Origin of the sequence: Mesorhizobium sangaii (genome assembly GCF_014207355.1) — a bacterium.
GTDB lineage: Bacteria > Pseudomonadota > Alphaproteobacteria > Rhizobiales > Rhizobiaceae > Mesorhizobium > Mesorhizobium sangaii.
This window is the reverse complement of sequence record NZ_JACHEF010000002.1, coordinates 240,471-259,144: the sequence shown is the minus strand read 5'-3', so window position 1 is coordinate 259,144 and position 18,674 is coordinate 240,471. Positions and strand designations below refer to the sequence as shown.

Here is an 18,674-nt window from a genome sequence, read left to right as displayed (position 1 = left end):
ACAAAAGAGGCCCTTTCGGCTATGTTATTGATTTTACTGGGAGGTATGCCTTCCAAATTCCGCTGGTGGAGCTGAGGAGGATCGAACTCCTGACCTCGTCATTGCGAACGACGCGCTCTCCCAGCTGAGCTACAGCCCCGTCCAGCGGATGGGGGCATTTATCGGGCGCCGCGCTTTCCTGTCAAGGCGGCGTTTTGCTGAAATCCACGGCTGCCGCGCGTCAGGCCAGCACGCGGAGGACGGCGGCCCTTGCCGGTTTCGCCGGCAATGGCTACATGTCGGCAACAATTGGAGACCGGCATGCTCGCCCTCATTCAAACAATCGTCATGGCGCTTGACCTCTACTGGTGGGTCATCATCGCCTCGGCGATCTTTTCCTGGCTCTACGCCTTCAACGTCGTCAACTCGCGCAACCAGTTTGTCGGCAGCATTGGCAATATGCTCTACCGGCTGACCGAGCCGGCGTTGAGGCCGATCCGGCGCTTCATACCGGACCTTGGCGGCATCGACATCTCGCCAATCATCCTCCTGCTGATCCTGTTCTTCCTCCGGCAGTTCCTGCTCACCACAGTGGCGCCTCTGGTCTTGTGAACCCATGACTGCATGAGCACGCCGTTCCGCATGCGCGATGACGGTATCGACCTGTTCGTCCGGCTGACACCAAAAGCGGCGTTGGACAGGCTTGAAAGCGTCGAGACCTTGGCGGATGGGCGAAGCCACCTGAAGGCCCGCGTCCGCGCCGTGCCGGAAAACGGCGCCGCCAATCAGGCGCTTGAGCGTCTGCTGGCCAAGGCGCTGGGCGTGTCGGCGTCCGCCGTCTCGATTGTCGCCGGCGGCACCGCCCGGCTTAAGACCGTGCGCATTGCAGGCGACCCGGCGAAGCTGGCGAAAGGCATCGAGGCTCTCGGCCAGCAGTCCTGATGCCCTGGGTGGTTCAATCCCCCAGCGGCAGACGCGGATCGTCGACTTTCAACGTGTTCACGCTCTGCTTGATGCGGCGCAGGTTTTCCAGAACCTTTGGTCCGCGCGTCTCGGCGACCGATGTGACGATCATGTCGACGATCGACAGCAGCGCATAGCGCGACGATGTCGGCTTGTAGATGTTGCCGTCCTCGAGCGACTGGAAATGGATGACCGTGTCAGCGGCTTTGGCGAGCGCCGAGTCGGGCGGGGTGATGGCGATGGTGGTGGCGCCATATTGCTGGGCGACCTGCACCGCGTCGATGACCGATCGGGCATAGCCGGAAACCGAAAAGGCGATCAGCGTGGTATCGGGCGTGGCAACGGCGGCGTACATGCGCTGCAGCTGTCCGTCGATCTGCGCCAGCACCGAGACGCCCAGCCTGAACAGCCGGTTCTGCATCTCGGTCGCCATCATCGATGAAATGCCGCCCGACCCGATGCACAGAACGTTGCCGGAGACGGCGATGCGCGCGGCGACGGCGACCAGCGTCGTCATGTCGAGGTTTTCGCTGGCGCGCTGGATGGCGGCAATCGCGGCCTCGGTGATGGCGGAAGCGATGCGCTGCTCGCGGGCGTCGCGGCTCAACGGCTCCGGCGACAGATACTGGCCGCCGATGGCGATGGCCTGCGCCAGATAGAATTTGAAGTCGCGCAGACCCTCGCAACCGAGGTTGCGGCAGAACCGGGTCACCGTCGGCTCACTAACGCCGACGCGGGCGGCAATTTCCGATATCGCCGCCTTGGAGACGAAATCGAGGTCGGCAAGCACGAAGCCGGCCAGCTTGCGATCCGACTTCGTGCCGTCCTGCAATATCAGTTGCAGGCGCGTGATGATGTCGGCTGGCGTCTTCATATCCGTGTCTTCATACGGGCAGGCCCGTCGCCTTGTCGAACAGGTGGATGTTGCCTGGATCGACGCTCACCGGCAGCACGTCGCCAGGCCTGACCGGCACCCTGTCGCGGAACACGGCACGCACCGTATCGGTGCCGATGGCGCCATAGACATGGGTTTCGGAGCCGGTCGGCTCAACGACATCCACCTTGATCGCCATCGCGTCGACAGCCTCGCCGATGACAAAATGTTCGGGCCGGATGCCGGCCTCCACCGCGCTGCCAGCCGACACCTGCTTGCGGGCAAGCGCAAGCCGCCCGCCGCCGGTCGACTCGAACCAGGTTTTCTCAGGCGACGTCTTGAGAGAACCGGAAACGAAACTCATCGACGGCGAGCCGAGGAAGCTGGCGACAAATTTGTTGGCCGGCCGATCATAGAGCTCCAGCGGCGCGCCGACCTGCTGGATCCTGCCGCGGTCCATCACGACGATGCGGTCAGCCATGGTCATGGCCTCGATCTGGTCGTGGGTGACATAGACGATCGTCGATTTCAGCCGCTGGTGCAGCGCCTTGATCTCGACGCGCATCTGCACGCGCAATTGCGCATCGAGGTTGGACAAGGGCTCGTCGAACAGGAACACCGACGGTTCGCGCACGATGGCGCGGCCCATGGCGACGCGCTGGCGCTGGCCACCCGACAGCTGGCGGGGGTAGCGGTCGAGGTAGGAGAACAGATTGAGGACGCCGGACGCTTTCTTGACCTTTGCGTCGACCGTGGCGCGCGCCTCGCCGCGGATCTTCGGGCCAAAGCCGATATTGTCCGACGCCTTCAGATGCGGAAACAGCGCATAGGACTGGAACACCATGGCGATGTTGCGCTGCTGCGGCGGCAGCGCGTTGGCGCGCACGCCGCCGATCAACAGGTCGCCGGAGGTGATCGTCTCCAGCCCGGCCAGCATGCGCAGCAAGGTCGACTTGCCGCAGCCGGATGGCCCGACCAGCACGACGAACTCGCCGCTCTTGATGTCGAGGCTGATGTTTTCGAGGATCTTGTGCTGCCCGAAGGATTTCGACAGATCGCGGAACTCGACGTCGGTCATGGTCACGCTCCCAATATGTCGTCGATGAATGGCAGGCAACCGGCCGTCAGGCCAGCATCCACCGGCATCACCACCCCAGTTACGCCCGATGCGCGATCGGAGGCAAGGAAGGCGACGGCTTCGGCCACTTCCGAAGCGTTGACGATGCGGCCGAGCGGATAGAGCCGCTGCAGCTTGCCGAGGATTTCGGGATCCTTGGCGAGGCGATGGTCCCAGGCGGCGGTGCGGATCGATCCGGGGCAAACCACATTGGCGCGCAGGCCGCTGCGGCCTAGCTCGACGGCAATCGCCTTGGCATAGGCGTTGATGCCGGCCTTAGCCGCGGCATAGGCGGGATTGCCGAAATGCGCGATCGCATTGACCGACGAGATGAAGACGATGCTGCCGGAGCCTTGGGTAGCCATCGCCTTGACCAGCGGATCGGCGAAAGTCATCACGCCGGTCAGGTTGAGGTCGAGCTCCTGTTCGATCTTGTCGGAGTTGAGGGCAGGGAGCGTCTCGGCGCGCGTCCAGCCGGCATTGTTGATGAGAATGTCGGGCACGCCATCCCGGTCGAGGATCGCGGCGATCGCCGCGTCTATAGAAGTCCGGTCGAGAAGGTCGAAGGCGTGGCGGGAGGCAAGGTGCGGGCTGTTCAACGCTTCGCCGGACTGGTCGCAGCCGACGACCCTGGCGCCCCTTTGCGCCAGCAGCGCCACGATGGCCGTGCCGAGGCCACCGCCAGCACCGGTCACCACGATAGTCTTACCTTCGAACTCGGCCCTGCCTTCGAACTTGGGTCGCGAAACCACCGTGCAACATCCTTAGGGAGTTCTGACAACCGTATCCGGCCTAGTCCACGAAATGTAATTAAGCAACAGAATAATCCGCTTGCAAGGCCTCAAATCATCGATAATGTAGGAAAGTAACATAAATCTTCTGGGCCGGTCGCGAAGAGGCGCGCAGGCGCAAAATCAAAACGGGAGACATCGAATGAGCCTTGCAAAATGGACTGTCGGCCTGATGGCCGGAATGAGCATGCTGGCATTTGCGGCGCAGGCGAACGCGGGCGAGGTGCGCGTCACCGTTGCCGAGTACAGCGCCAAGACTGGCCCTTATTTCGAAAGCGTCAAGAAGGAATTCGAAGCGGCGAATCCCGGCATCACCGTCAAGTTCGAAGTGGTGCCATGGGAAGTGCTGCTGCAGAAGCTGACCACCGACATCACCGCCGGCACCAATGCCGATCTGTCGATCATCGGCACGCGCTGGCTGATCGACTTCGTCCAGCAGGATGTCGCCGAGCCGCTCGACACCTACATTAAGCCCGACTTCAAGGACCGCTTCATCGACACCTTCCTGTCGCCGTCGATCATGGATGGCAAGACCTACGGCCTGCCGATCGCGGCTTCGGCGCGCGCGCTGTACTACAACAAGGAGCTGTTCGACAAAGCCGGCATCGCCAATCCGCCGGCAACCTGGACCGAGCTGCAGGAAGATGCGCGCAAGATCAAGGCGCTGGGGACCGGCACCTTCGGATTCGGCCTGCAGGGCAAGGAGATCGAGACCGACGTCTATTACTACTATGCGATGTGGTCCCAGGGCACCGAAATCCTCAACAAGGACGGCACCTCCGGCCTCGGCACGCCGGGCGCGCTCGAAGCCGCCAAGCTCTACAAGTCGATGATCGACGAAGGCCTGACCGAGCCGGGCGTCACCTCCAACAACCGCGAGGATGTGCAGAACCTGTTCAAGCAGGGCAAGGTCGGCATGATGATCACCGCTCCCTTCCTGTCCAACCAGATCAAGGACGAGGCGCCGAACCTGAAATACGGCGTGGCGGCCATTCCGGCAGGACCGACCGGCGCGCGCGGCACCTATGGCGTGACCGATTCCATCATCATGTTCAAGAACTCCAAGAACAAGGACGAGGCCTGGAAGCTGCTCGATTTCCTGTTCACCACTGAGCAGCGCGCCAAGTTCACGCAAGGCGAAGGCTTCCTGCCGGTGAACAAGGAAGAGGCCAAAATGGATTACTATGTGAACAATGCCGATCTGGCGGCGTTCACCGCCCTGCTGCCCGATGCCCGCTTCGCACCGATCATCCCCGGCTGGGAAGAAGTCGCCCAGATCACGTCGGACGCCATGCAGAAGATCTATCTCGGCAGCGCCGAGCCCGAGGCGGCCCTGAAGGACGCCGCTGCCAAGGCCAATGCAGTGCTGAAGAAATAGTGCTGAGGAAATAGGGCGTCTCTCCCGCGCCCGTGGCGCGCCCCGACGATCGGGCGCGCCACTTTTTTCCGGTCTTCGTAAGTGAGGCAATGTCTTGGGAAGAACGAGGCGAGATTGAGCTAAGCTGGCAAGCCAGCGCCACTGTTGTCCACCGCAAACACGGTACAGCCCAGCCGATGCAAAATCGCTTCTTGCCCTATCTCCTGACCTTGCCCAGCCTGTTCCTGGCGGCCGTCGTCATCTTCTGGCCGGTGTGGGACCTGATCCAGATCTCGACGCATGAAGTCAGCCGCTTCGGCCAGCTTCGCGAATTCAACGACTTCGCCAATTTCGCGGCGCTCGCTGCCGATCCCGATTTCATGGCCGCGCTCTGGCGCACCGGACAGTGGACGGTGCTGGTCGTCGGCGGCGCGCTGTTGCTGTCGATCCCGGTGGCGATGATCCTCAACACCGATTTCTATGGCCGCGGCGTCGCCCGCGTCATCATCATGCTGCCCTGGGCGGTGTCGCTGACCATGACCGCCGTGGTCTGGCGCTGGGCGCTGAGTGGCGAAAGCGGCATGCTGAATTCGGCGCTGATCGGCCTCGGTCTCATCGACCACAACATCCAGTGGCTGGCGAGCGCGGAGACCGCCTTTCCGATGCAGGTGATGATCGGCATCCTGGTGACGGTGCCGTTCACGACGACGATCTTCCTCGGCGGCCTGTCGTCGATCCCGGACGACCTCTACGAGGCGGCAGCACTCGAAGGCGCGACACCGCTGCAGCAGTTCCGCGAAATCACCTTTCCGCTGCTGAAACCGTTCATCAACATCGCCATCGTGCTCAACACCATCTACGTCTTCAATTCCTTCCCCATCATCTGGGTGATGACGCAGGGCGGTCCGGCCAATTCGACCGACATCCTGGTCACCCATCTCTACAAGCTGGCCTTCCGCATCGGCAAACTGGGCGAGGCTTCCGCCGTCTCGCTGGTGATGTTCGCCATATTGCTGGTCTTCACCATGATCTATGTGCGGCTGGCGATGCGGGAGCAACGCGCATGACGAGCAAGCTGAAGCGTTCTATCATTGCCTGGCTGCTGCTGGCGCCGCTGATCGTGGTGACGATTTTTCCCTTTGCGGTGATGTTCCTGACCGCGGTCAAGCCGAGACAGGAAGTGCTGTCGCCGACCTGGTGGCCGAGCGAATTCCGGTGGTCGAATTTCTCCGACATGTGGGTGGCCACCGGCTTCGGCAAGGCGCTGCTCAATTCGCTCTACGTGTCTGTTATCGCCACCGTCGGCGCCATCCTGATTTCGGTTCCGGCGGCCTATGCGATGTCGCGCTTCCGCTTTGCCGGCTACGGCGCCTTGCGCCAGTTCCTGCTGATCTCGCAGATGATCTCGCCGATCGTGCTGGTGCTCGGCCTGTTCCGGCTGATGGCGGCCTGGGGCCTGGTCGAAAGCACCACGGCCCTCGGCTTCATCTACATGGCCTTCAACGTCGCCTTTACGGTGTGGATGCTGCAGAGCTATTTCGACACCATCCCGCGCGATCTCGAGGAAGCGGCCTGGATGGAAGGTGCCGGCCGCTGGCTGACCCTGCGCAAGGTGTTCCTGCCGCTCTGCCTGCCGGCGATCGCGGTGACCGCCATCTTCACCTTCATCAATGCCTGGAACGAATTCGTCGTGGCGCTCACCATGCTGCGCAGCCAGGAAAGCTACACGCTGCCGATCCAGGTGTTTTCGCTGGTCGCCGGCCGCTACACCATCGAATGGCACCACGTCATGGCAGCCACGTTGCTGGCGACCTTGCCGGTGGCGATCCTGTTCATCTGGCTGCAGCGCTACCTCGTCAGGGGGCTGGCGCTCGGGGCGGTCAAATAGCCGCTAGAGCGGTTCATCGTTTCACGGAAACACAGGGCCGTTCTATCTCTTTGTTTTGAACAATTCCGGATCGAAAACCGTTTCACACTTTTCCTGGAATTGCTCCCAGCATCCACGGAGTTTTCATGCGCATCTTCACCGCCTCGCTGGCGACGGAAACCAACACCTTCTCGCCGGTGCCGACAGATCGTGCCTCGTTCGAGATGGCGTTCTATGCCGGACCCGGCAAGCATCCGGAGACGCCGACGCTGTGCTCCTCGCCGATGGTCGCCCTGCGCCGGCGCGCGGCGGCCGAAGGCCTGACCGTCATCGAGGGCACCGCCACCTGGGCGGAGCCCGGCGGCCTGGTGCAGCGGCAGACCTATGAAGCGCTGCGCGACGAGATTCTTGGCCAGCTCAAGGCGGCGCTGCCGGTGGATGCCGTCATTCTCGGCCTGCATGGCGCCATGGTGGCGCAAGGCTATGACGATTGCGAAGGCGATCTGCTCGAGCGCATCCGCGAGATGGTGGGTCCGAAGGTGGTGATAGCCTCTGAGTTCGATCCGCACAGCCATTTGACACCGAAGCGTGTCGCGGCGTCCGACATCATGGCCTATTTCCTCGAATTCCCGCACACCGATTTCTACGAGCGTGGCGAACATGTCGTCGAGCTCGGCCTCGCCGCGGCACGCGGCGAGATCAGGCCTGTCATTTCGACCTTCGACTGCCGCATGATCCAGGTGCTGCCGACCAGCCGCGAGCCGATGCGTTCCTTCGTCGACCGCATCAAGGCGCTGCACGGCAAGGACGGCGTGCTGTCGGTCTCGGTCGTCCACGGCTTCATGGCGGCCGACGTGCCCGAAATGGGCACGCGCATCCTGGTCGTCACCGACAATGACAAGGCCAAGGGCGATGGACTGGCGGAACGGCTGGGGCGGGAGCTCTACGCGCTACGCGAAAAGACGGCGATGACGATGCTGAGCGCCGCCGACGGCATCGATCGGGCGCTGGCTGTATGCGCTGAAAACCCAGGCAAGCCGGTGGTCGTCGCCGACATCTGGGACAATCCGGGCGGCGGTGTGCCCGGCGACGGCACCATCGTGCTGCGCCAGATGCTGGCGCGCGGGCTGAACACTATCGGCGTGGCGACGATCTGGGATCCGATCGCGGTGACCTTCTGCCTGGCGGCAGGCGAGGGCGCCATCATCGACCTGCGTTTCGGCGGCAAGGCCGGTCCGCAGGCCGGCGAGCCGATCGACGCGCGGGTGCGGGTGTTGAAGGCCGTTCCGGAGGGCTGGCAGAGTTTCGGGCCGAGCCGGGTGACGCTCGGGCCGACGGCGCTGGTGCGCGTCGAAGGCACCGAGGTCGACATCATCCTCAACACCAATCGCACGCAGACCTTCGAGCCGGATATTTTTTCCAATATCGGTGTCGATCCGAAAGCCAAGGACATTCTGCTGATCAAGTCGACCAACCATTTCTACGCCGGCTTCGAGCCGATCGCCGCCGAGATCATCTATGTCTCGGCGCAGAGTTCCTATCCGAGCAATCCGGCGGTGACCGACTACAAGAAGCTTACGCGGCCGGTGTGGCCGAGGGTGGCGGATCCATGGAAGGGCGACGCTGATAATCTCCCCCCTTGAGGGGGAGATGGCCGCGAAGCGGCCAGAGGGGTCGCTCCGCGTGAAGCGCTGACTTGTCTAGAGGTCTAGAGGGGAAGGCCGAGCCCAGTCGGGCCAACCCCTTCTGTCGCCTTCGGCGACATCTCCCCCTCAAGGGGGGAGACTATTCGGCGCTACACCAGCCCGCGCTTGACCATCATCGCATGGGGCGACGGCATCTTGCCGCGAAACGCCGTGTAGAGTTCTTCTGGGTCCTTGGAGCCGCCGGCGGCGTAGATGTTCTTCCTCAGCCGCTCGGCAAGCGCCGGGTTGAAGGGGTCGCCGGTCTCCTCGAAGGCGGCGAAGGCGTCGGCGTCGAGCACCTCCGACCACATGTAGGAGTAATAGCCGGCCGAATAGCCGTCGCCGGAAAACACATGGCCGAAATGCGGGGTGCGATGACGCATGGCGATGGTGTCCGGCATGTCGAGCTTTTCAAGCGTTTCGGCTTCGAAACGAAGCGGTGCTTCTGGGGCATCCGGGCGCGCGTGATAGGCCATGTCGATCAGCGCCGAAGAGGTGAATTCGACCGTGGCGAAGCCGGCGCCAAAGGTGCGCGCCGCCAGCATCTTGTCGAGCAGCGCCTTCGGCATCGGCTTGCCTGTCTTCACGTGCAGCGCGTGCTTCTCCAGAACCGCCGGCACGGTCAGCCAGTGTTCGTAGAGCTGCGAGGGCAATTCAACGAAATCGCGGCTGACCGAGGTGCCGGAAACCGACGGCCATGTGACATCGGTCAGCATGCCATGCAGTGCGTGGCCGAACTCGTGGAACAGCGTTTTCGCCTCGTCGACCGACAGCAAGGCCGGCTCGCCGGCCGGCGGCTTGGCGAAGTTCGTGATGTTGTAGATCACCGGTTTCGACCCGGGGCCAAGCTTGTAGCCGGACTTGAGCGCGCTCATCCATGCGCCGGAGCGCTTTGACGGTCGCGCGAAATAGTCGGCGAGGAACAGGCCGCGCTCGCTGCCATCGGCGTTTTTCACCACGAAGACGCGCGCGTCCGGATGCCATGCGGCAATGCCTTGCTTTTCCTCGAAGGTGATGCCGAACAGCCTTGTCGCCACGTCGAAGCAGGCGTCGATGACGCGGTCGAGTTGCAGGTAGGGTTTCAGTTCGGCCTCATCGAAGGCGAACTTTTCGGCGCGCAGCTTCTCCTGGTAGAAGCGCCAGTCCCAGGCGGCGAATGTTTCGTTGCTGCCGGCCTGTGTCGCCAGTCGCTGCAGTTCGCTCTGATCGGCGGCGGCCCTTTCCACTGCCTTCTCCCAGACCGGATCGAGCAGTGCATGCACTGCCTTCGGCGTCTTGGCCATGGTGTCGTCGAGCTTCAGCGCGGCAAACGAGCCGTAGCCGAGCAGCTTTGCCTTTTCGGCGCGCAGCTTCAGCATGTCGCGCACAACTATTGTGTTGTCGGTGGCGCCGCCATTCTGGCCGCGCATGGTGAAGGCGCGGAAGGCGATCTCGCGCAGGTCGCGGCGCTCCGAGAAGGTCGTGAACGGCTCGTAGATCGAGCGCGACAGGGTGACGGCATAGCGGCCCTTCTGGCCGCGCATCTCAGCGGCTTCGGCCATCGAGCTTTTCAGGAAGTCCGGCAGACCGGCAAGGTCGGCCTCGTCGAGGAACAGCGCCCAGTCGCGCTCGTCGGCAAGCACGTTCTGGCCGAAATTCGTGCCAAGCGAGGACAATTCCTCGTTGATCTTTGCCAGCCGCTTCTTGCCGTCGGCGTCGAGCTTCGCGCCGGAGCGGACAAACCCTTTCCAGGTCTTCTCCAGCACCCGCAGCGTCTCGGCATCGAGCTTCAGGCTGTCGCGGCGCTGGTAGAGGTCGTCGATGCGGGCAAACAGCCGCTCGTTCATCGAGATTGCCGAGAAATGCCTGGACATTTTTGGCGAGATGTCGCGCTCCAGTGCCTGGAATGTATCATTGGTGTGGGCGCCGGCGCGGCACCAGAAGATCGACGAGACACGGTCGAGTGCCTCGCCACCGAGTTCCAGCGCCTGCAGCGTGTTCTCGATGGTCGGCGCGTCCTCGTTGCCGGCGATCGCCTCGATCTCCGCCTCGTGCGCCTGCAGCGCCGCGTCGAAGGCCGGGGCAAAGTCGTCGTCGCCGATGCGGGTGAAATCGGGCAGGCCGAGCGGCCCTTGCCACGCGGTCAGCGGATGGATGGCGAGGTCGACGGCTTTCGTGGAATTCATGGACAATCTTTCCTTGGTGAAGGCAGGCCGGGCGCTGGTGAAGGCGGGGCAGGGTGAGTTGGTACCGATGTAGGGCGCTGGTTTGCCGCGCGCAACAGTGCCACCGGTCAGGTTTTCGTCAGTAGCCGTCGCAGTTCTCGGCGATCGCCGCTTGCGAGCTGGCGGTGATGCGATTGTCGGTCACCGCGAAGGTTTCCTGCATCAGCATGTCGTTGTCGGGAAAATCGTAGCAGGCGATCACCGTGGTGACGCCGCCTTCGCTCTTCTCAATCCGGTGGCGGATCTCCGCACCCGCGACGGCGCCTTGCCATTCGTCGATCGAGGCGATGAATTCCTGCTTGCTTTGCACGATGCCGAGGTCTTCCAGCTTTATGCGGACGTCGTCGGCGAGCAGGTCGGACAGTTCGGTGCGGTCGGCGACCAGCAGTGCCGAATACCAGCGGCTGATGATGGCGCCATCGTCGGCACGGACTGGAATGATCGAAAACAGCAACGCTGCCGCGACGAAAGTGATCGAACGGCGATCTCCCATCATGTGCTGCCTCCGTCTTCCTGTTCGGCCATGAGCTTACCTGAAAAGCCGGTTGCCGCCTTTCGCTGGCGCGGTCTCTCGGTTGTGGATCATGTCTACGCCATCTCCGGCCGCTCGAAATCGCCGGTCTCCTTGTTCATCACCCAGAGTTCGCCGGTCGAAATGTCGAACCAGGCGCCGTGCAGCGACAGCCGCCCCTTGCCTTCGAGGATCGAGACGCAAGGAAATGTCCTGAGATTGGCGATGGAATAGCGGATCGAAATGCGCTCCAGCGCGGTCTGGCGCTCCGATGCCGTCATGAAGGTGCTCGAGGACACGGTCTCGGCCGCTGGCGCGATGAGGCTCATCCATTTGCCGATGAAGTCGCCGGGAGACAGCGGTGCGGACGTGGTGTCGAGCGCGGCGCGGATGCCGCCGCAGCGACCATGGCCCATGACGACGATGTTCTTGACCTTGAGGCTCTGCACGGCGAATTCGAGCGCGGCAGAGGTCGAATGGAACTCACCGTCCGGCGCGTAGGGCGGCACCAGATTGCCGACATTGCGCAGCACGAAGAGTTCGCCGGGGCCGGCGTCGAAGATCGCTTCGGGGGCAGCGCGGGAGTCGCAACAGGCGACGATCATCGTTTCCGGTGCCTGGCCTTCGCGGGCAAGCTCGCGATAGCGTCCGCTCTCGGTCAGATAACGGCCGCTCATGAAATTGCGGTAGCCGGCGAGAAGATGGTCGGGGAGATGGGGCATGGGCGGCGTCTGGAGCCTTTCCGGAGTTGGATGCGGCAGCTAGTTGCGGTCAGAAAAAGGCTCTAACGGTAAAACCCTGTTACGAGCAATGTAGAATTATGGGAGCTGACCATAAATGGCCATCCGAGGTGCATGGCTCGATCGAGATTCGGCATATCCAGGATCAGGATCGCAAGCGCAGCAATGCCGCTTCAGCTTCCTCGTGCACACCCTCCGCCTTGTCCCATCGGCTAGGATTGACCGCAAGCCTCCTTAAATCGCTCTCCAGGGCCTTCAGCACGTCGACTGGTAAGGCGCTGACGATCGTCACAAGGCAGAAATATTTGAACGTAGGATCGTCCCCTCGAAGGACTCGGAGAACCGGTTCTATGATTGGCCTTCCGAGCGTTGAGAGAAAACGCGCCAGAGGATGAGCGACGGGCCAGTTGCCGTCTGCCGTCCATTCCATCAATTCGTCGAGGATGGGTGCTATAGCAGGGTAACCAGCCTCCTGAATGGTGGTGACGGCATCGAGGTCATGTTTGTCGCGGGGAATGAGGCCTTTTACGTCGATCAAGGGAGATCACCTCAGAACTCATTGCTAACCCTCCCGCATCCGGCAACGTGCGTCAACGGCCGCGTTCCACCACACTTACGCCCAGATGGCGACTGGTATACCAAAAATGTCGCGGCCCGGCGGGTCGGGAAATGGCCGTGCCTCGCCGCCGGCGATGCGACCGGCGATCAGCGTCATTGCGGCGGCGTCGAGGAAATCGTCAGCCGCGGCACCGCGCGGCGGCAGCTGATCGAGAAAGCCCATCTCATAGCCGTGTCGGCACAGCAGCGCCTTGCGCTCTGTCATGCCGGCCCGATTGATGGTGCCCTTGATCTTCTTCGGCAGTTGCATGGCCTGATCGCCGTTCAGCCGGCAGAAAGCAACTTCCGGGTGCGATTCGAAGATGCGGCCGCGCAACTCAGGCTGGGCGACCAGCAGAGCGTCGATCTCGCGGATCTTGGCAAAAATGCCGAACGCCTGGATCGAAACGCCGCGCGGCGGGTCGGATGTGGTCATGGCCACCTCGCTTGCCCGGCGATGCGCTGCATACCAGGCTTCGATGGTGGTGAAGTCGCTTGTATCGGCATAGAGCGCGGCACGGGAAGGGATCGAAAAGACGCTGGATTGCCGTTGACCGAGCAGTGGCCGCACCAGCGCTTCCGGTCCGCGCCCGCCTTTGCTCGAAAACTCGGGCAGACCGATCGGCATGTCGACAGCGAGAACCGCGTCGGCGGGGAGTGATGCAAGCAGGGCTGTGAAGCTTGCAAAGACATCGACAGAGGGTATCGAGCCGGGATCGCGTCGCACGGCGATCCAACCGGCCTTGCAGCCGTCGACGCCGACAGTCACGACGGCCGCGGCCAGGGTCACGCCCTGCGGTCCCGCCCCGGATGCGTGAGGTGACGAAGCTGCACCATCGCCATCGGGTTCGACAGGCTCTGCGCATCGGTTTCGAGCTGCAGTTCGTCGCCGCCGCGCTTGGCGGTGCGCGCCAGGATCTCGTAGACCGCCGCCGTGGTCGACTGCAGCGCCTTGATCGGCGGCTGGCCGGACAGGGTGCGCGCCAGGTAGACGGCCGCCGTCAGGTCGCCGAGACCGTTCGGCGGCTTGTCGATCAGGCGGTGCTCGGCCAGCAGCACCTGGTTGCCGTCGAGCAGCAGATTGCCGGTGCCACCGGTCATCAGCGACGGCGCCGAGGTGACCAGCATGGTCGATGGCCCGGCGTGAAGGGCGGCCGCGATCACCGATTTGAGGTCGGGCAAGGGTGCGCCGGCCATCCATTCCAGTTCGTAGCGGTTGGGGGTGGCGATGTCGGCGATCGGCATCAGCCGATCACGCATGGCAGCGGCAGTCGGTTCCGGCACGTAGAGGCCCCCCGAATCGCCCATCACCGGATCGCAGATATAGACGGCGTCAGGTGACTTTGCCTTCACGGCGGCGACCAGGGAGGCAACCGCCTCGGCCTGGCCGGCCTCGCCGAGATAGCCGGACAGCACGGCGCCGACTTCGCCTAGCCATGGCGCGCGCTCGAGATCGGCCATCAGCGCCTTGAACTGGTCGAGCGGCGGCACGATCCGCGTTGCCCGCCCATGGCCGGGATGCCAGGGCAGGATGATTGTCGGCACCGCCCACACCGGAAAGCCCAGTGTTTCCAGCGCGAAGACAGCGGCGCGGTTGCCGACCGAGCCGCGCGCGACATGGCTGGAGATGACGATGACCGCACGCGGCGCGTCGGTTTGTTCGGCGCTCATTGTTCTTTGATTCCTAACTGCCCCGGATGACGTAAAGCACGAGCCAGACCATCAGGCCCAGCGTCAGCAGCAGGCCGAGTGTGCGGCCAATGCGTGTGCCCCAGACTTCGATCGGGTCGGCACGGTCGGCGTCGGCCGCTGTGACGTGGTCGCGCATGCCTTTCGTGCTGCGCGCCACAAACGAATTGCCGGCCGGATCCGTTTCGCGCGCGATGCGCTCGAGGATGCGGCGCGATTCCCTCTCGCTGTCCTGGCGTTCCGCCATGATGATGTCCCGTTTCGTCCAGACCTTATCGTGTTCGCGCGGCCAATCACAGGGCCTGGCAACAGCACCGGGCGTGCCAGGCAGGCGGCCGCCGGCCGGGCGGTTTTCTTGCCCGCTGATTGTGGTAATGCTTCGCATGCAACTTCTACCGAGGGACCCCATCATGTTTGCCCAGCGCCTTGCTCCACCGTCCATGTTCCGCACGCTGCCCGCCTTCCTGATGATGGCGATCGTGCTGCCGTTGCTGGCCGGCTGCGGCTACAACACCATCCCGACGGCAGAGGAAAACGCCAAGGCCGCATGGAGCGAGGTGCTGAACCAGTATCAGCGCCGCGCCGACCTCATCCCCAACCTGGTCGAAACGGTCAAGGGCTATGCCTCGCACGAAAAGGACACGCTCGACGCGGTGGTCGAGGCACGCGCCAAGGCGACGCAGATTACGGTGACGCCGGAAACGCTGAAGGATCCCGAAGCCCTCAAGAAGTTCCAGGATGCCCAGGCAGGGCTGACCAGCGCGCTGTCGCGGCTGATCGCGGTATCGGAGGCCTATCCCGACCTCAAGGCCAACCAGAATTTCCTGGCGCTGCAGGCACAACTCGAAGGCACCGAAAACCGCATCGCTGTGGCGCGGCGCGACTACATCCAGGCAGTCAAGGACTACAATCTGACGCTGAGGACTTTCCCCTCGGTGCTGTGGGCAACCTTCTGGTTCCGCAGCAACCAGCCCTTCGCCAACTTCACCATCGAGGATGACAAGCTGCAGACGCCGAAGGTGGATTTTGGCACCAAGCAGGGCGGGTGAGGGGTCTACAAATCTTCCGATACTGAATCCTGACGAGACGGACCGTAGGCGTGTCCACACCCCCCTCTGTCCTGCCGGACATCTCCCCCTCAAGGGGGGAGATTGGCAGTTTCGTTGACCGCGCCAACCTGGCATTCCTAGCGCTATTTCTCAGCCTCCTCTTCCTCCCGTTCTCTGCCTTCGCCGCCGACCTGCCTGCCCTGACCGGCCGCGTCGTTGACAATGCCGGCATCATCGATGCGGCGACCAAGGCGGCGTTGACGCAGAAGCTTGCCGACTTCGAGACAAAAGGCTCCGACCAGATCGTCGTCGCCACCATCAACAGTCTCGACGGCGAGGAGATCGAACCTTACGCCAATCGGCTGTTCCGCTTCTGGAAACTCGGCCAGGCGAAGGAAAACAACGGCGTCCTGCTGCTGGTGGCCAACGACGACCACAAGATGCGCATCGAGGTCGGCTATGGTCTGGAAGGCACGCTGACCGACCTGCACACCAAGCTGATCATCGAGAACGACATGGTGCCGGCCTTCCGCGCCGGCGATTTCTCCGGCGGCATAGCCAAGGCCCTCGACGACATGATCATGGTGCTGGAAGGCAATCTGGAGGAGCTGGTGGCGCGTGGCGAGCGCAACCAGCAGGCGCCGTTCAATTCCGACGACCTGTTCTTCGCCGTCTTCATCAGCATCTGGGCGATCATCTTCTTCGGCAGCATTGCGGTCTCAGTTCTGCCGCCGATCTTTGGCCAGAAGCTTGGTCCCGGCCGCTACCGCTGGCTCGGCATGACCTTCGAGCCACACCGGCGGTCGTCTGGGGGCGGCTGGTCGTCGGGAAGCTCTGGCGGAGGCTGGTCTTCGGGCGGTGGCGGTGGCGGCTTTTCCGGCGGCGGCGGTTCGTCCGGCGGCGGCGGCTCCTCGGGAAGCTGGTGATGGCATGACAACACGCACCGTCAGCCTGTCGAGACCCGGCCGCTTCGCCGCGGCAGTCCTGATGGCTGTGACGGCGCTGCTCTTCGGCTTCACGGCCTTTGCCGCCGAGCTGCCGGCGCTGACGGGCCGTGTCGTCGACAATGCCGGCATCATCGATGCGGCGACCAAGGCGGCGTTGACGCAGAAGCTTGCCGACTTCGAGACAAAAGGCTCCGACCAGATCGTCGTCGCCACCATCAACAGTCTCGACGGCGAGGAGATCGAACCCTACGCCAACCGGCTGTTCCGCTTCTGGAAACTCGGCCAGGCCGGCGAGAACAATGGCGTGCTTTTGCTGGTGGCCAAGAACGACCACAAGATGCGCATCGAGGTCGGCTACGGGCTGGAAGGCACGCTGACCGACCTGCACACCAAGCTGATCATAGAAAATGACATGGTGCCGGCCTTCCGCGCCGGCGATTTCTCCGGCGGCATAGCCAAGGCCGTCGACGACATGGTCATGGTGCTGGAAGGCAATCCGGAAGAGCTGGAAGCGCGCGGTCAGCGCAATCCCGCCCATAACAGCACTCCCATCGATCCCATCGTCGCGGTGTTCCTGGTCCTGTGGGGCACAATGTTCTTCGGCGGGCTGGCGATGGCGTTCCTGCCGCCGATGTTCGGCACAAAGCTGTCGCCAGGCGTGTACAGATGGCTGGGCACGACGTTTCGTTACGGCAGGGGACCGAGCGGATCGTCGGGCAGCAGCTGGACAACGGGTTCGTCGTCGGGCAGCGGCTGGTCGTCAGGAAGTTCCGGTGGCGGGTGGTCGTCCGGCTCAAGCAGCGGCGGCGGGTTTTCGGGTGGCGGTGGCTCATCCGGTGGCGGCGGTTCTTCAGGAAGCTGGTGAGACAAGATCATGGCGACACGACCGATCAGTCCCGAAGACCATGAGCGCATCACTGCCACGATCCGCGCCGCCGAAGCCAGGACCGATGGCGAGATCTACTGCGTCATGGCTCATGCCAGCGACGGCTATCTCTTCCCGGCCGCCTTCATGGCGACGGCAGGCGTGCTGATCGTCAGCCTTGCCGTCGGCTATGGGCTGGAGGCCTGGTGGCTGTCGATCCGGCTGCCGCATTTCGTCATCGCCCAGTTGCTGGCGCTGGCCTGCGTGCTCGCCTTGTTGTGGGCGCTGCCCGGCCTGCGCATCCATCTGGTGCCGAAGCGGATGCGTTATCAGGCGGCGCACGCCAATGCGATCAAGCAGTTCCTCGCCCGCAACGTCCACCGCACCGCAGCGCGCACCGGTGTTCTGGTCTTCGTGTCGATCGCCGAACGCTACGCCGAGGTGGTGGCCGATTCGGGCATCGATGCCAAGGTCGGCCAGCATGTCTGGGATGGCGTCGTGCGCGACTTGACCGCGCATGCCGGCGACGACCGGCTTGCCGATGGCTTCGTCAAGGCGATCGAAACGGTGGGCGCGGTGCTGGCCGAGCATTTCCCGGTCACGTCGGGCGATGCCAACGAGCTGGACGACCATCTCGTCGAGATCTGAGAGCCTGCCTGCAAACACCACTCAGCCGGGCGCCTGGCGCGGTTTTCTGCGCTTCCGACGCTCACGGACCTGAAAGTCCGCTGCGCTTCGGTTCTCGAAAACCACGCCATCCATCTCGGCTGAGCGCGTTTTCAGGCAGGCTCTCGCCCATGTCATCGACGCGATGATCGTCTGTGAGAAAGCGGTCGGCTGGCCGCCCTGACTCTTGCAATCGGCCAATGCGGGTTTATGGTTAACAAATCATGAATACGCTGACGATCGACATAAGGAAGGCCGAACCGAGCGACGCAGGCGCCATCGCCGAGGTGCACCTGCAGGCATGGCGCGGCGCCTATTCCGGCATCATTCCGCACCGTACGCTGACATCGATGATCAACCGCCGCGGCGCCGATTGGTGGGCGAATGCCATCCGCCGCGCCGCCACCGTGCTGGTCGTCGAAATCGGCGGCGAGATCGCCGGCTATGCCACGATCGGCAAGAACCGGGCCCGGGAACTCAGGCAGCAAGGCGAAATCTACGAACTGTACCTGCGCCCGGAATATCAGGGCATCGGGCTTGGCAGCCGTTTGTTCGCGGCAGCCAAGGCGCGTCTGGCCGATCATGGGCTGAAGGGCATGGTGGTGTGGGCGCTGGAAGACAACCAGAACGCGCTCGCCTTCTACGCCGGCGCCGGTGGCCGTGATGTTGCCGAGGGTGTCGAAATCTTCGAGCAGAAGGCGCTGAAGAAGGTCGCTTTCGTCTGGGAGTGACGGCCCGGCCTTTCGGCCGCTTTGTCCAGCTGACCCTACCCA

Annotated in this window: 21 protein-coding genes and 1 tRNA gene; 11 read left to right on the top strand and 11 right to left on the bottom strand. The window is 63.3% G+C overall.

Going from position 1 to position 18,674, the window contains the following annotated elements; genetic code table 11:
• Positions 1-63 precede the first annotated feature (63 nt).
• Positions 64-139 (bottom strand) — tRNA-Ala (locus HNQ71_RS10340).
• A gap of 161 nt (positions 140-300) precedes the next feature.
• Between HNQ71_RS10340 and HNQ71_RS10335 the strand changes: the two genes are divergently transcribed.
• Entirely contained in the window at positions 301-591 is a 291-nt protein-coding gene (locus HNQ71_RS10335) for a YggT family protein (protein WP_184872497.1), read from the top strand.
• Between the two features lie 12 nt (positions 592-603).
• Positions 604-921 (top strand): DUF167 family protein, encoded by a 318-nt coding sequence (locus tag HNQ71_RS10330; RefSeq protein ID WP_184872496.1) that lies wholly within the window; start codon positions 604-606, stop codon positions 919-921.
• Between the two features lie 13 nt (positions 922-934).
• On the opposite strand, the gene HNQ71_RS10325 is transcribed toward HNQ71_RS10330, so the two are convergent.
• The 3 genes from HNQ71_RS10325 to HNQ71_RS10315 are packed head-to-tail and all read right to left on the bottom strand — an operon-like array spanning position 935 to position 3,685.
• Positions 935-1,816, bottom strand: a complete 882-nt coding sequence (locus tag HNQ71_RS10325) for a MurR/RpiR family transcriptional regulator (protein WP_184872495.1) — start codon at positions 1,814-1,816, stop codon at positions 935-937.
• Between the two features lie 10 nt (positions 1,817-1,826).
• Positions 1,827-2,894: an ABC transporter ATP-binding protein gene (locus HNQ71_RS10320; RefSeq protein WP_184872494.1), complete on the bottom strand. Its 1,068-nt coding sequence runs from the start codon at positions 2,892-2,894 to the stop codon at positions 1,827-1,829.
• A 2-nt stretch (positions 2,895-2,896) separates the two neighbouring features.
• A complete protein-coding gene (locus HNQ71_RS10315) occupies positions 2,897-3,685 on the bottom strand; it encodes an SDR family oxidoreductase (RefSeq protein WP_184872493.1) in 789 nt (262 codons plus the stop codon).
• 181 nt (positions 3,686-3,866) lie between these two features.
• Here HNQ71_RS10315 and HNQ71_RS10310 point away from each other — a divergent pair, with 181 nt between their 5' ends.
• From HNQ71_RS10310 to HNQ71_RS10295, 4 genes are all read left to right on the top strand, one after another.
• Positions 3,867-5,102, top strand: coding sequence for an ABC transporter substrate-binding protein (locus HNQ71_RS10310; RefSeq protein WP_184872492.1), 1,236 nt, complete (start codon positions 3,867-3,869; stop codon positions 5,100-5,102).
• Between the two features lie 176 nt (positions 5,103-5,278).
• Positions 5,279-6,148, top strand: a complete 870-nt coding sequence (locus HNQ71_RS10305; protein WP_184872491.1) for a carbohydrate ABC transporter permease — start codon at positions 5,279-5,281, stop codon at positions 6,146-6,148.
• Complete coding sequence (locus tag HNQ71_RS10300) at positions 6,145-6,969, top strand: carbohydrate ABC transporter permease (RefSeq protein ID WP_184872490.1); 825 nt, start codon at positions 6,145-6,147, stop codon at positions 6,967-6,969. Before HNQ71_RS10305 ends, HNQ71_RS10300 begins: the two co-directional genes overlap by 4 nt.
• Positions 6,970-7,094: 125 nt before the next feature.
• Entirely contained in the window at positions 7,095-8,591 is a 1,497-nt protein-coding gene (locus HNQ71_RS10295) for a M81 family metallopeptidase (protein ID WP_184872489.1), read from the top strand.
• Between the two features lie 152 nt (positions 8,592-8,743).
• On the opposite strand, the gene HNQ71_RS10290 is transcribed toward HNQ71_RS10295, so the two are convergent.
• The 7 genes from HNQ71_RS10290 to HNQ71_RS10260 form a co-directional block, all read right to left on the bottom strand.
• Positions 8,744-10,798 (bottom strand): M3 family metallopeptidase, encoded by a 2,055-nt coding sequence (locus HNQ71_RS10290; RefSeq protein WP_184872488.1) that lies wholly within the window; start codon positions 10,796-10,798, stop codon positions 8,744-8,746.
• A gap of 118 nt (positions 10,799-10,916) precedes the next feature.
• Positions 10,917-11,330: a nuclear transport factor 2 family protein gene (locus HNQ71_RS10285; protein ID WP_425492208.1), complete on the bottom strand. Its 414-nt coding sequence runs from the start codon at positions 11,328-11,330 to the stop codon at positions 10,917-10,919.
• A 95-nt stretch (positions 11,331-11,425) separates the two neighbouring features.
• The gene (locus HNQ71_RS10280) at positions 11,426-12,070 is read right to left on the bottom strand and encodes a carbonic anhydrase (protein ID WP_184872486.1); all 645 of its coding nucleotides are present in this window, start codon (positions 12,068-12,070) and stop codon (positions 11,426-11,428) included.
• A 163-nt stretch (positions 12,071-12,233) separates the two neighbouring features.
• Complete coding sequence (locus HNQ71_RS10275; RefSeq protein ID WP_184872485.1) at positions 12,234-12,626, bottom strand: DUF5071 domain-containing protein; 393 nt, start codon at positions 12,624-12,626, stop codon at positions 12,234-12,236.
• Between the two features lie 75 nt (positions 12,627-12,701).
• A complete protein-coding gene (locus HNQ71_RS10270; protein WP_184872484.1) occupies positions 12,702-13,475 on the bottom strand; it encodes a DUF429 domain-containing protein in 774 nt (257 codons plus the stop codon).
• Positions 13,472-14,356 carry a pyridoxal kinase PdxY gene (gene pdxY / locus HNQ71_RS10265; protein ID WP_184872483.1) on the bottom strand — a complete coding sequence of 295 codons (885 nt, stop codon included), beginning with the start codon at positions 14,354-14,356 and terminating at the stop codon, positions 13,472-13,474. Before pdxY ends, HNQ71_RS10270 begins: the two co-directional genes overlap by 4 nt.
• Positions 14,357-14,369: 13 nt before the next feature.
• Complete coding sequence (locus tag HNQ71_RS10260; protein ID WP_095084413.1) at positions 14,370-14,621, bottom strand: hypothetical protein; 252 nt, start codon at positions 14,619-14,621, stop codon at positions 14,370-14,372.
• A 163-nt stretch (positions 14,622-14,784) separates the two neighbouring features.
• Here HNQ71_RS10260 and HNQ71_RS10255 point away from each other — a divergent pair, with 163 nt between their 5' ends.
• The 5 genes from HNQ71_RS10255 to HNQ71_RS10235 all read left to right on the top strand — a co-directional run bounded on the left by HNQ71_RS10255 (position 14,785) and on the right by HNQ71_RS10235 (position 18,632).
• On the top strand, positions 14,785-15,423 hold the full coding sequence (locus HNQ71_RS10255; protein WP_184872482.1) for a LemA family protein: 639 nt from the start codon (positions 14,785-14,787) through the stop codon (positions 15,421-15,423).
• Positions 15,424-15,524: 101 nt separating this feature from the next.
• The gene (locus HNQ71_RS10250; RefSeq protein ID WP_184873307.1) at positions 15,525-16,349 is read left to right on the top strand and encodes a TPM domain-containing protein; all 825 of its coding nucleotides are present in this window, start codon (positions 15,525-15,527) and stop codon (positions 16,347-16,349) included.
• A gap of 4 nt (positions 16,350-16,353) precedes the next feature.
• Positions 16,354-17,235: a TPM domain-containing protein gene (locus HNQ71_RS10245; protein WP_184872481.1), complete on the top strand. Its 882-nt coding sequence runs from the start codon at positions 16,354-16,356 to the stop codon at positions 17,233-17,235.
• 9 nt (positions 17,236-17,244) lie between these two features.
• Positions 17,245-17,883, top strand: coding sequence for a TPM domain-containing protein (locus HNQ71_RS10240; protein WP_184872480.1), 639 nt, complete (start codon positions 17,245-17,247; stop codon positions 17,881-17,883).
• A 242-nt stretch (positions 17,884-18,125) separates the two neighbouring features.
• Entirely contained in the window at positions 18,126-18,632 is a 507-nt protein-coding gene (locus HNQ71_RS10235) for a GNAT family N-acetyltransferase (RefSeq protein WP_184872479.1), read from the top strand.
• The last annotated feature ends 42 nt before the right edge of the window (positions 18,633-18,674 follow it).

Excerpts from the sequence above, each read along its gene's own strand:
- HNQ71_RS10335 (WP_184872497.1), top strand. The coding sequence starts at position 301 with ATGCTCGCCCTCATTCAAACAATCGTCATGGCGCTTGACCTCTACTGG.
- HNQ71_RS10330 (WP_184872496.1), top strand. The coding sequence starts at position 604 with ATGAGCACGCCGTTCCGCATGCGCGATGACGGTATCGACCTGTTCGTC.
- HNQ71_RS10325 (WP_184872495.1), bottom strand. The coding sequence starts at position 1,816 with ATGAAGACGCCAGCCGACATCATCACGCGCCTGCAACTGATATTGCAG.
- HNQ71_RS10320 (WP_184872494.1), bottom strand. The coding sequence starts at position 2,894 with ATGACCGACGTCGAGTTCCGCGATCTGTCGAAATCCTTCGGGCAGCAC.
- HNQ71_RS10310 (WP_184872492.1), top strand. The coding sequence starts at position 3,867 with ATGAGCCTTGCAAAATGGACTGTCGGCCTGATGGCCGGAATGAGCATG.
- HNQ71_RS10305 (WP_184872491.1), top strand. The coding sequence starts at position 5,279 with ATGCAAAATCGCTTCTTGCCCTATCTCCTGACCTTGCCCAGCCTGTTC.
- HNQ71_RS10300 (WP_184872490.1), top strand. The coding sequence starts at position 6,145 with ATGACGAGCAAGCTGAAGCGTTCTATCATTGCCTGGCTGCTGCTGGCG.
- HNQ71_RS10295 (WP_184872489.1), top strand. The coding sequence starts at position 7,095 with ATGCGCATCTTCACCGCCTCGCTGGCGACGGAAACCAACACCTTCTCG.
- HNQ71_RS10290 (WP_184872488.1), bottom strand. The coding sequence starts at position 10,798 with ATGAATTCCACGAAAGCCGTCGACCTCGCCATCCATCCGCTGACCGCG.
- HNQ71_RS10285 (WP_425492208.1), bottom strand. The coding sequence starts at position 11,330 with ATGGGAGATCGCCGTTCGATCACTTTCGTCGCGGCAGCGTTGCTGTTT.
- HNQ71_RS10280 (WP_184872486.1), bottom strand. The coding sequence starts at position 12,070 with ATGCCCCATCTCCCCGACCATCTTCTCGCCGGCTACCGCAATTTCATG.
- pdxY (WP_184872483.1), bottom strand. The coding sequence starts at position 14,356 with ATGAGCGCCGAACAAACCGACGCGCCGCGTGCGGTCATCGTCATCTCC.
- HNQ71_RS10260 (WP_095084413.1), bottom strand. The coding sequence starts at position 14,621 with ATGGCGGAACGCCAGGACAGCGAGAGGGAATCGCGCCGCATCCTCGAG.
- HNQ71_RS10255 (WP_184872482.1), top strand. The coding sequence starts at position 14,785 with ATGTTTGCCCAGCGCCTTGCTCCACCGTCCATGTTCCGCACGCTGCCC.
- HNQ71_RS10245 (WP_184872481.1), top strand. The coding sequence starts at position 16,354 with ATGACAACACGCACCGTCAGCCTGTCGAGACCCGGCCGCTTCGCCGCG.
- HNQ71_RS10240 (WP_184872480.1), top strand. The coding sequence starts at position 17,245 with ATGGCGACACGACCGATCAGTCCCGAAGACCATGAGCGCATCACTGCC.
- HNQ71_RS10235 (WP_184872479.1), top strand. The coding sequence starts at position 18,126 with ATGAATACGCTGACGATCGACATAAGGAAGGCCGAACCGAGCGACGCA.